Origin of the sequence: Bacillus chungangensis, from assembly GCF_030812995.1 — a bacterium.
In the GTDB taxonomy this organism is placed as follows: domain Bacteria; phylum Bacillota; class Bacilli; order Bacillales; family Bacillaceae_C; genus Bacillus_CF; species Bacillus_CF chungangensis.
In genome coordinates this window covers 100528-112711 of record NZ_JAUSTT010000017.1, presented here as the reverse complement: position 1 = coordinate 112711, position 12184 = coordinate 100528, and the positions used below count along the sequence as shown (strand labels likewise).

General features: G+C 38.4%; 9 protein-coding genes. 1 reads left to right on the top strand and 8 read right to left on the bottom strand.

What is annotated here, in order from left to right:
* Positions 1-215 precede the first annotated feature (215 nt).
* The 5 genes from ctaF to cyoE form a co-directional block, all read right to left on the bottom strand.
* Positions 216-545, bottom strand: a complete 330-nt coding sequence (gene ctaF, locus J2S08_RS14460) for a cytochrome c oxidase subunit IVB (RefSeq protein WP_307230675.1) — start codon at positions 543-545, stop codon at positions 216-218.
* Positions 546-549: 4 nt separating this feature from the next.
* Positions 550-1179 (bottom strand): cytochrome (ubi)quinol oxidase subunit III, encoded by a 630-nt coding sequence (locus tag J2S08_RS14455; protein ID WP_307230673.1) that lies wholly within the window; start codon positions 1177-1179, stop codon positions 550-552.
* Positions 1179-3053, bottom strand: a complete 1875-nt coding sequence (locus J2S08_RS14450) for a cytochrome c oxidase subunit I (RefSeq protein WP_307230671.1) — start codon at positions 3051-3053, stop codon at positions 1179-1181. Before J2S08_RS14450 ends, J2S08_RS14455 begins: the two co-directional genes overlap by 1 nt.
* 36 nt (positions 3054-3089) lie before the next feature.
* The gene (coxB, locus tag J2S08_RS14445) at positions 3090-4175 is read right to left on the bottom strand and encodes a cytochrome c oxidase subunit II (protein ID WP_307230669.1); all 1086 of its coding nucleotides are present in this window, start codon (positions 4173-4175) and stop codon (positions 3090-3092) included.
* Positions 4176-4467: 292 nt separating this feature from the next.
* A complete protein-coding gene (cyoE, locus tag J2S08_RS14440) occupies positions 4468-5385 on the bottom strand; it encodes a heme o synthase (protein ID WP_307230667.1) in 918 nt (305 codons plus the stop codon).
* 752 nt (positions 5386-6137) lie between these two features.
* Here cyoE and J2S08_RS14435 point away from each other — a divergent pair.
* Positions 6138-7118: a COX15/CtaA family protein gene (locus J2S08_RS14435; protein WP_307230665.1), complete on the top strand. Its 981-nt coding sequence runs from the start codon at positions 6138-6140 to the stop codon at positions 7116-7118.
* Between the two features lie 55 nt (positions 7119-7173).
* On the opposite strand, the gene pyc is transcribed toward J2S08_RS14435, so the two are convergent.
* The 3 genes from pyc to J2S08_RS14420 form a co-directional block, all read right to left on the bottom strand.
* Positions 7174-10614, bottom strand: coding sequence for a pyruvate carboxylase (gene pyc, locus J2S08_RS14430; protein WP_307230664.1), 3441 nt, complete (start codon positions 10612-10614; stop codon positions 7174-7176).
* A 91-nt stretch (positions 10615-10705) separates the two neighbouring features.
* On the bottom strand, positions 10706-11929 hold the full coding sequence (locus J2S08_RS14425; protein WP_307230662.1) for an FtsW/RodA/SpoVE family cell cycle protein: 1224 nt from the start codon (positions 11927-11929) through the stop codon (positions 10706-10708).
* Between the two features lie 55 nt (positions 11930-11984).
* Complete coding sequence (locus J2S08_RS14420) at positions 11985-12161, bottom strand: hypothetical protein (protein ID WP_307230660.1); 177 nt, start codon at positions 12159-12161, stop codon at positions 11985-11987.
* Between the last annotated feature and the right edge of the window lie 23 nt (positions 12162-12184).

Below are 12184 nucleotides of genomic sequence, written 5' to 3'. Positions count from 1 at the left end.
CGAGTCAAATTTTGTTTCTTTTCGGAGGAAGAACACCTCCATAAAGAAGCAAGCATTTGATTTTCGAGGCTATACAGGCACTGACGCTTTTCTTTGTCCAGCTTTCAGTGCCTAGCCTCTCGAGTCAAATTTTGTTTCTTTTCGGAGGAAGAACACCTCCATAAAGAAGCAAGCATTTGATTTTCGAGGCTATACAGGCACTGACGCTTTTCTTTTTACCACCAGATGATGGTAAGGAATGCTAACACGGTGACAAACCCAATGAAGGCACCTGAATAGATCATCAGTGAAGGCGCTTCGTGTCCTTTATGATTCATATGCATGAAGTAATATAATTGAAATATTACTTGGACAATCGCCAATAAAAGGATGAATGGTATAGTAAACCATCTAGAAAATTCTGCATAAACAGCAGCAAAGGCTACGAGTGTAAGAAAAATCATTAATGCGAAAGAAACTACTTGATATTTCATTTCTTCAGCATTTTTTTTACGGCGATATTCATAGTTTACTCTTGGGTTATTAGAACCGGCTTGTTGATCCATTTGTTTATCCCACCAATCCCATTAAGTATACTACTGTAAAAATAAAGACCCATACAACATCAATAAAGTGCCAATAAAGACTTGCTGTATAATATTTTGGTGCGTTGTATAAGCTAAGACCACGTTTGGCATTTCGGACGAGAAGCGCGGTAATCCAGCCTAAGCCAAAAATAACGTGCGCTCCGTGAAAGCCAACGAGCGTATAAAACGAAGTACCAAAGGCACTACTAGTAAATGTATGGCCATACTCAGATGTATAATGGTAAAACTCATAGATTTCAACTGCTAAAAAGCTAAGACCTAATAGTACCGTTATGAGCAGCCAAGTTTGCATCTTTTGAAAGCTAAAATTCTTCATGTGATATATTGCATAAACACTTGTAATGGAACTAGTCAAAAGAATCATCGTTGCTACAAATGCTAGTGGTAGATCAAATATTTCTTGCGCTAGTGCATGTTGGTCGTTAGGTACTTTATCTTTCAATGCTAAATATGTTGCAAATAGTGATGCAAAAAGGACTGTTTCGCCGCCAAGAAAGAACCAAAACCCTAAAAATTTATTTTTCCCTTCTAGCGTTGCTCTTTCTGGCGATTCAGGCCATGTTTTAGGTGTGAATTTTTCTTCAACATGCATTACGCCTTAACCCCCTTGTCATCGTTCTCCATGAGCTCTGCTTTTGGAATATGGTAGCCATGATCATCCTTCAAAGAACGAATAAGCATAGAGCCAAAAGTAATTGCTAAACCAAGCACTAATACTGGGATGCCCCATGTATTGCCTTCATCAGCTTGATACATTGCGCCGAATGAAGCGATAAATAGTCCAAGCGAAATCATAACAGGCAATATCGAGCCATTTGGCATATGAATATCACCCACTGGTTCTGCTGGAGTATACTCTTTCTTTCCTTCACGCTTTTCAATCCACCAAGTGTCCAAACCACGGACAAGCGGGATTTGCTTAAAGTTGTAATAAGGAGCTGGTGATGAAATTGCCCATTCTAAAGAACGTCCATCCTCCCAAGGATCGTTTGCCACTTTTTGTTTTTTCAATCCAGAAACAACGATATTGATTAGCAAAATCACGACTGCGATACCCATGAGGAAGGCCCCGATCGAACTAATAAAGTTCCCATTGTCTAATCCTTGGTTAGGTAAAAACTTCCAAATTCTACGTTGCATTCCCATTAAACCAAGGAAATGCTGAATAAAGAAAGTCATATGCATTCCAACAACAAATAGAACGAATGTAATTTTTCCTAGCGTCTCACTCAACATCACTCCGAATATTTTCGGCCAGTAGTAATGTGTTCCAGCTAAGAGAGCAAATACTACTCCACCGACAATAACATAGTGAAAGTGCGCAACAATGAAATACGTATCATGATATTGATAGTCAGCAGGAGCTACAGCTTGCATGACCCCTGTTACTCCTCCCATGATGAAGGTTGGTATAAACGCAGCTGCCCACAGCATTGGCGTTGTAAAGCGGATGCTTCCTCCCCACATCGTAAAGAGCCAGTTAAATATTTTAATTCCTGTTGGTACTGCTATTGCCATTGTTGCAACAGCGAAAATAGCATTTGCAACGTTACCGAGACCAACTGTAAACATGTGGTGAGCCCAAACCATGAAACCTAAGAACCCGATTAGCACGGTTGCAAACACCATTGACGAATACCCGAACAAGCGTTTTCTCGAAAATGTAGAAAAGATTTCTGAGAAAATACCGAAGGACGGCAAAATAAGAATGTAAACTTCGGGATGACCAAAGATCCAGAACAAATGCTCATAAATAATGGTATTTCCACCCATCGTTACATCAAAGAAATTACCGCCAAATAAACGGTCAAACATTAACAGGAAAATACCGACTGTTAATGGCGGGAAAGCAAAGAGAATTAAAGCAGATGTAATAAATGTAGTCCATGTAAACATCGGCATTCTCATATACGTCATCCCTGGAGCACGCATGTTAATAATTGTAACTAAGAAGTTAATTCCACCCATCAATGTTCCAAAACCAGAAATTTGGATTCCAAGTGTGTAAAAATCAATCCCGTGTCCTGGAGAATCTAATGATAATGATGCATAAGATGTCCAGCCAGCATCAGGAGAACCACCTAGAATAAATGATAGATTAAGAAACAGACCCCCGAAAAAGAACAGCCAAAATCCTAGTGAATTAAGGAACGGGAATGCAACATCCCGCGCGCCGATCTGCAATGGCATAATCGCGTTCATAAATCCTAAGAGCAATGGCATTGCTGCTAAGAAAATCATCGTTGTACCATGCATAGTCAGCATCTCATTAAACATACCTGCACTGACAAAATTATTATCTGGCACTAATAGCTGAATACGAATAATAATCGCTTCAATTCCACCCATTAAAAAGAAAATTCCACCTGCAATAATGTAAAGGATAGCGATTTTCTTATGGTCTACTGTTGTTAAGTAATCCCATATGGTGGCACCGAAGCCTCGTTTTTGAGCGTTGGTACTCACTGTTAAACCTCCCTTTTATGCCTTTAAATCTTTCAATTATTGTTGTTGAATTTTCAAGCCCATTAAATACGCTGCTAACGCATCAAGCTCTTGGTCCGACAACTGATTTTCATCGAATGACGGCATTTTATTGCCCGGCTTATATTTCTGTGTATCTCTAATCCATGCTTTTAAGTGTTCTTCATCATGTTCTAAATAGCCAGCAATCGTTGTTCTTTCCCCAAATGTTGCTAAGTTAGGACCAACACGTCCAGCTTCTGGCGTTTGATCTGTTGGGGAAGTAGCATGACAGCTAAGGCAGCTATCCGCAAAAATTTCTTGTCCTTGTTCTGCAAGATCAGTTGCTGGTTGAGGTTCTGAAGCGTTTTGCATATCATCTACCCATTGAGCAAAGTCGTCTTGCGACATTGTTCTTACTTTAAAATCCATTAATCCATGGGAAGGACCGCAAAGCTCAGCACATTTCCCATAAAATAGGTTTCCAGCTTCTTCAGATTTTTCACTGTTGAACTCCAGCCAAAACTTGTTCACGTTATCATTATTTGCATCTAATTTTCCTCCAATTGGCGGAATCCAGAAAGAGTGTTTAATATCAGATGAAATAATATTAAAATAAACTTTTTGATCTGTTGGAACAACGAGTTCTTGGCTCGTAATAATTCCTAAATCTGGATAACTGAATTCCCACCAATAAAGGTTAGCGCGAACGTCAACTACTAATACTTTTCGATTTCCATCTTTATCTTTTTTGTCCATTGCACTTGTATCCCCAAGATGGAAAGTTGAAGCAACTGTTGGAACAGCTAAAATAAGCAAGAGAAGAATTGGAATTACTGTCCAAATAATCTCCAGTTTATGGCTTCCTTCAACTTGCTTCGGAATTTTATCCTCCTCTCCTTTTTTGCGTCGAAAACGAATGAGCGTAATAACATAGATAATTACTACAACAGCTATTACAAAAACCATGATCATTGTGCTCAACATCATTAAGTTATACTGGTTTTGAGCTACTTCACCCGCTGGTTTTAAAGCTGACAGAAAAGGTTCTCCACACCCAGAAAGAACTAGCGTCAGTATTGCGAATATGGAGAATAGACGCCATTTTTTCAGCCTTTGTTTCATCGCTTAATCAAACCCCTCTTTCATAAAAATGTCTTTTGTGTACAAGGACTGGATCCTTTCTATAATAGATTTCTTTTCAGAAAGAATTCCCACATTGTGAACTACTCACCACTTATCGACCTTGCGGTCTGATTGAAGTGGGAGCTTCTTGGGAACTAGATACTTTTGTTAGCTATCTATATTTACCAAGCTATAAGGGCAGTCCCTGCCCCTAGAGAAAGTACAATATTTTGGCTTAAGGCCAACCGAAAATCCCCATTTAGAAGTGGGAGAATTCTTTTCGGAAGCCCAGTTAAATAGCGGTTACAATAACTATTGCTACAAACAAGATAGTCAAATAGTTTAATGAATATATAAACATCATCGTTGCCCATTTGATATCATCTTTCATTTTAAAGCCTCTGATGCCCAGAATAAGCCAACCAAGGTTTAAAATGGTCATTAATATGACAATAGGTGTCCCTAGCTGCAACAAAAAAAATGGTATTGGCAGCAAGCAGGCCACCCAAGCAACGATGTGCCTTTTTGTAACAGCAAACCCCTTTACTACTGGCAGCATTGGTATACCGGCTGCCCGATATTCTTCTACTCGCCTCATTGCTAAGGCATAGAAATGGGGCGGCTGCCAAATAAACATAATGAGATATAGCATCCAAGGGATCATTCCAAGGTTTGGTTCAATTGCAGCCCAACCGATTAAAGGCGGCATCGCTCCTCCAATGCTTCCAACAACAGTGTTGCTTACATGTATGCGCTTAGACCACATACTATAAACAACAACATAGCTAAATACACCAATGATTCCAATGATAGCAGCTACTGCCGTCGTTAGAAATAAGAGGATCGTTCCAATTGTTACGAAAGAAAGACCGATCGCAAGTACTTTTCTTCCACTTATCTTCCCAGTTACCGATGGACGATTTTTCGTCCTTTCCATAATTGGATCTATATCTCTATCAATATAATTATTTAAACTGCTTGCACCAGCAAGAATAAATGCAGTTCCCAATAACGTATAGAGTACAGTGTCCAATGATTGCAGAAAGTGTTTATCGGTAAATTGGAATGCTAACCACATACCTGTAAATATTGTGATCAAGTTAGAGTTCACGATGCCTATCTTGATCAATGCCATAAACTCTTTCCATGTCATTGTCTGTTTTACCCCCATTGTTTCTTTTACCTCAGACATGGCACGACTGTTCGACATTCTTCCCCCTCCTCCCGCATGTAAAAAGCATCGCTACATAATACTATAAAACAAAACCATCGCCATTGCTATTTTTTAAGCGATTTCTCACAATCGCACAATGAAGATGATAAATACAGGGCACAAAGGCACCTATTAAAACATTCAAGAAACTGTATGCATGTTAATAAAGATAGAAATGTGACAGATTTACAATGATTGCTTTACATCATCTTCATAAGCTTGTAAAAACAGCATCATAAATAGTGTATCATATTCAATACTTATTAAAAGGCTCACAGCTTCCTCTTCATGAACATTTTAAATGTACGCATAAAACAAATATTTGCGTCTTTTCTTTTTTCTTACCATCAAATTATAATTTAATCATAATTTTATAGTATATTGTGAAAAAAAATCGTATTAATTATGACGAAAGTGTGTCACCCGCTCTTGCTGGCTTCCCTTTTTAGGCTGTTTCTAAGATAATAATGAGAGAAATTAAGTTTTTAAGTTTGTTTTTTTTTCTATCATTATGTAGTATCAATAACGTACTTATATTTTTAAATGTCAGTATACGCTTTCAAGTTGTTCACTTTAAAGGTCAGGGGAATCTGATGGACAGACTATATTGTTTCATGTCAGCTCCTGCTAGTTTAGAAATCACAAAGTTTGAAGAGACAGTATAGCGAATAATGGTCTTTTAAAGAACTTTCATTGGAACAGACGCTTCCCCAACTTCAAAAAGAATAAAGAGTGAGAAGGTGAAACTATTGCATCGAGCTTTAAAATGGCTAGCAGTCCTTACAACCCTCGGCATGCTCCTTGTCTTACTTGGCGGCGCCCTCGTAACTAAAACAGATTCCGGAGCAGGATGTGGAGACTCTTGGCCGCTATGCCATGGTCAATTGATTCCAAGCGATATCACCATTGAAACGATTATTGAACTTGCACATCGTCTTGTTTCTGGTGTCGTTGGTATTCTTGTTCTTCTGTTATCGTACTTATCTTGGAAACATGTTGGCCATAAAAAAGAAACGAAATTTTTAGCTATTTTATCTGCCTTTTTCTTAGTGCTTCAAGGTCTAATTGGAGCAGCTGCGGTTATGTGGGGGCAATCTGATTTTGTATTGGCTCTCCACTTTGGCATTTCCCTTATTTCCTTTGCTGCGGTTCTATTATTAACCTTGATTATTTTTGAAATCGATCAAAAATTTGATGCATCAAGTGTTGTGATAGGTCCAAAAATGCGAGGACATATTATCGGCATTACTATCTACAGTTATATCGTTGTTTATACAGGTGCGCTCGTTCGGCATACGAATGCTAGTCTTGTTTGCCGCGACTGGCCATTATGCATCAATTCTGCTCCTGCATTTCCAAACAATTTAGTAGAATGGGTTCAAATGGGGCACCGTTTTGCAGCTAGTATCATTTTTATTTGGATTGGCTACGCTGCAATGTTAGCGATAAAACACTATAAACATCAGCGAGTTATTTATTATGGCTGGATTATTGCCTTTCTGCTTGTCAGTCTACAGGTGGCATCAGGAGCAATCGTTGTTGCAACTAAACTCAATATTTATGTAGCTTTAGCACATGCACTCTTTATATCGCTTTTGTTTGGATTGTTAAGCTATTTTATTCTTTTAGTAACGAGAAGCAACCCAAAATTAGCATTATCAAAACAGGCTGCTGTAAATGATAAGAAAAGAGTCGAAACAAAACAAATTCCAATTCCTAAAGATATATAGATTTTGCAACATACAAAAAAACCGTGAATAAAATTCACGGTTTTTTTTGTGTATATTAATCCCTTTGCAGCTCTATGAGTAAATCACCTGGTTGAATGGCTTCTCCGTTTCCTACATGTATTTTTTTGATCACGCCTTCAAAAGGAGCTTGTACAGTTGTTTCCATTTTCATCGCTTCTGTAATAAGCAGATGCTCACCCTTCGCAACTCTCTCATCTTCTTTAACTAGTACTTTGATGACTGTTCCTGGCATCGTTGCACCTATTTGTGTTTCATCATTCGAATCTGCTTTACGTTTAGCAGTTACTGTCGCTTTTATACTTTCATCACGAATGACTACTTCACGCGGCTGGCCATTAAGTTCAAAATAAACAATTCGAGTGCCGTCGCTTCTTGCTTCTCCAATTGAAATCAACTTTACAAACAACGTCTTTCCAGTTTCGATTTCAATTTCCTCTTCTTCACCAAGCCTCATTCCATGGAAAAAAGTAAGGGTGTCAAGTACTGAGACATCTCCAAATTGATCAAATTTTTTCATATAGTCCAAGAATACTTTTGGATATAAAGCATAGGAAATCATTTCAAACGATGTGACTGGACGTTTCAGCTTCTCATAAAGCTCATCTCGCAGTACATCAAAGTCAACTGCATCCATCAATTCTCCAGGACGCACATGAATTGGCTGTTTGTCTTTTAAAATGACCTCTTGCAGCTTCTGAGGAAAGCCCCCATGCGGCTGGCCTAAATATCCGCTAAACAACTCAATAACAGAATCCGGAAAATCGATCATATTACCTTTTTCTAAAACAGTTTCTTCATCTAAATCATTCTGCACCATAAATAATGCCATATCACCCACTACTTTAGAAGAAGGCGTCACTTTCACAATATCGCCGAACATTTGGTTAACACGCGCATACATAGTCTTTACTTCATCCCATCTTGTACCAAGCCCAACAGCTTTTGCCTGCTGTTGCAAATTGCTATATTGTCCGCCTGGCATTTCGTGTTGATACACTTCTGTATGCGGAGAAACCATGCCTGATTCAAAGTCTGCATAATATTTTCTAACATCCTCCCAGTAATAAGAGAGAGATTCCGCTGCTTCAATATCTAAATTAGGCTTGTGCTCATCGCCTTCCAACGCATAATAGAGTGTATTTAAACTCGGCTGCGAAGTAAGTCCTGACATAGATGCAAGTGCAACATCAACTACATCTACACCAGCTTTAATTGCTTGTGCATACGTATAAACGCCATTGCCGCTCGTATCATGGGTGTGAAGATGAATCGGAATCGAGACGGTATCTTTTAACTCAGATATTAATCGGTACGCTGCTTGCGGTTTTAAAAGGCCTGCCATATCTTTAATCCCTAAGATATGTGCTCCTTGCTGCTCTAATGCTTTTGCCATGTCTTTGTAATATTGTATGTCGTACTTTGTTCTAGATAAATCAGCAATATCACCAGTATAGCAAATGGACGCTTCTGCTATTTTTCCAGTTTGCCGAACAGCATCTATCGCTACTTCCATTCCTTTTAGCCAATTTAAGCTATCAAAAATACGGAAAACATCAATACCTGCATGAGCAGATTTTTCAACAAATTCACGAATAACATTGTCTGGATAATTTTTATATCCAACTGCATTCGATGCCCTCAGAAGCATTTGAAATAAAATGTTTGGAATCTGATTGCGTAATGTTAATAAACGTTCCCACGGATCTTCCTGCAAAAAGCGATAAGAAACGTCGAATGTAGCCCCTCCCCACATTTCGAGCGAAAACAGAGTAGGCAGAAGCTTTGCAGTCGGTTCTGCAATATGTTTTATGTCTGTAGTCCTGACTCGAGTCGCAAGCAAGGATTGGTGGGCATCACGAAATGTTGTATCCGTGATAAGCACTTGCTTTTGATTCTGTATCCACTTAACAAGGCCATCAGGACCTTTTTCATCAAGAATTTGTTTAGTCCCAGGTGCTGCTGTCTTTTCAAACGGGAGTTCAGGAATCCTTGGCTTCATAAATAATGGTTTCTTGCGCTTTTCAATTCCTGGAAAACCATTAACAGTTATCGTCCCGATATAAGTTAACATTTTTGTACCTCTGTCCTTGCTCGTCGGGAACAAGAAGAGCTGTGGTGTCACATCGATAAATGATGTGTCGTACTTGCCGGTTATAAATTTTTCATGATTCATCACGTTTACTAGAAACGGAATGTTTGTTTTAATTCCACGAATACGAAATTCTTTCAAATTTCGAACCATTTTCGCTGCTGCTTGTTCAAAAGTCAAAGCCCATGTGGAAACCTTCACAAGTAATGAGTCATAAAAAGGCGTTATTTCTGCACCTTGGAAACCATTCCCAGCATCTAAACGAACGCCGAATCCGCCGCCAGTACGATAAACACGAATTTTTCCTGTATCAGGCATAAACTGATTTAATGGATCTTCCGTTGTTACACGAGACTGAATGGCAAAACCATGAATTGATAGTTCTTCTTGCAACGGAATGCCAACCTTATTGCCGTGCAAGTCATTGCCTTCTGCAATTAGTATTTGTGACTGAACAATATCTACACCTGTTATCATTTCAGTAATGGTATGTTCAACCTGAATTCTTGGATTTACCTCAATAAAATAAAAGTTCTCGCCAGAAGTTAGAAATTCTACTGTCCCAGCATTAACATATTCAACATTTTTCATTAATTGAATTGCTGCTTCACAAATTCTTTCCCGCAATTCCTGAGAGATCGATACACATGGTGCGACTTCGACCACTTTTTGATGCCGCCTTTGTACAGAACAATCCCGTTCAAATAAATGGATGACATTGCCGTGTGTATCTCCTAATATTTGAACTTCGATATGCTTCGGATTTTCGATGAATCTTTCTACATAAACCTCATCATTTCCGAAGGCTGCCTTAGCTTCAGAAGTTGCTCGCTCAAATGCTTCTTCAATTTCATTTTCAGTATTAACAATTCGCATCCCCCGGCCGCCGCCGCCTAATGATGCTTTAATAATGATCGGATAGCCATGCTCTCGGCCAAACGTAATCACTTCTTCCAGATTCGAAACAGGACCATCGCTGCCTGGGATGACAGGAATATTTGCCAGCTTCGCTTGCTCTTTCGCTTTCACTTTATCGCCAAACATATCTAAATGCTTTGTTTCAGGACCAATAAAGATAATCCCTTCTTCTTCACATCTTCTCGCAAAATGAATATTTTCTGATAAGAATCCATATCCAGGGTGAATGGCATCAACACGAGCTGTTTTCGCAATGTTAAGAATCCCTTCAATATCGAGGTAAGCATCGATTGGCTTCTTGCCTTCCCCGACTAAATATGCCTCATCTGCTTTGAATCTGTGGTAAGAACCAGAATCTTCTTTCGAGTAAATAGCAACTGTTCGTATATTTAGCTCATAGCAAGCTCTAAAAACACGAATGGCAATTTCGCCTCGATTAGCTACTAGCACTTTTTGAATTTTCTTCATGACATTCTCTTCTCCTTTACTGTTCCGTACACAATATGCAAATGTATCTCATTAAAGAAATTGCCAAAGAAAGAATTCTGCCATCTGCATTTCAATTGTGTACTCGACTTTTTAAAGTCACCTTTGTATTTGAAGACACCATTGTTTCTGGTCTAAGGTGTTCTTTCCCAGGTTTGTATTTTTCCTCATAACGAACAAACATGGAAACATTGACTAAAATACCTAGTGACATTGATAAAACCAATAATGAGGAGCCTCCATAGCTAATAAATGGAAGTGTTACACCTGTAATTGGTATTAATCCTACAACTCCACCTAAATTAATTAAGGTCTGTATAGCGATCATACTTGAAATTCCAAATGCAAGTAAACTTCCAAAAGGATCTTTACACTTCATCCCGACATAAAGTCCTCGTAAAACTAGGAAAGCTAAACCAGCAATGACAAAGAGTACGCCAAATAATCCTAATTCCTCCGCTATTACTGCCATAATAAAATCTGTATGGCCCTCAGGCAAATAGCCTAATTTTTGCACACTCTGTCCTAAGCCTTGTCCTTTTATTCCACCTGAACCAATTGCCAAGTAGGAATTAACTAGTTGGAGACCTTCATCTCCACTTGTAAAAGGATCTAAAAAGCCTTCAATTCTATCTACCCTTCCATCCGTTAATATAATATCTTTATTAATTAGAAAGAGGGGCAGCAGTAAAACAATGATGAAAACACCAGTTCCAACTAGCTTCAAAATAGTTTTTAACGCCATTCCAGAACTGATAATCATCGTAAAGCCAATAGCGAAGGTAATAACTGCAGTACCTAAATCAGGCTGACGCAAAATAAGAAAACAGATGACACATAAAAATATAAGCGGTGGAAAAACTCCTCTATTCATTTCATTTAAATAGGACTGTTTTTTTGTATAGATTGCGCCTAAATAAATAATTGTTGCCAGCTTGATAAACTCAGATGGCTGAATCATTTTTCCACCAATTTCTACCCATCTACCTGCGTTATTTGAAACATATCCAAATGAAATAACAAATAACGCACTTAACAAAGACAATAGCACAATAATCATTAAAAAACGATTATTTTTATAAGCTTTGTACGGAAAGACTGCCGTAAAAATGAAAAAAAAGATGGAAAGAAAAAAATGCTGAAGCTGCTTATTATAATAATAATCGCTGCTTACTTGATAATATTGCATCCCAATGACCATCGAAGCACTATATATCATCACCAAACCAAATAAACAAAGCAGAATATATACAGTGATAAGCGAGTAGTCATAAGATTTAAGAATTTTTTTCACCATAAGAATTTTCCAATCCTTTTCATCTTCATTTCAATTTACGAAGTTTCTTTGATCTCTAATTATGCATGTTGGCTAAAAAAGCCCAAACAATTTCCTCTAAAATGTTTGGGCTTTTCGTACTTGCTAGCGTATACTTCCTTATTGCTTCAACATGTAAAACATGCTCTGCCTCTGGAAAACATCGTGATGAATCAGCTTGAAACGATGCATAACAATCTGGTGAACTGCTCACCACTTATCAACCTTACGGTCTGA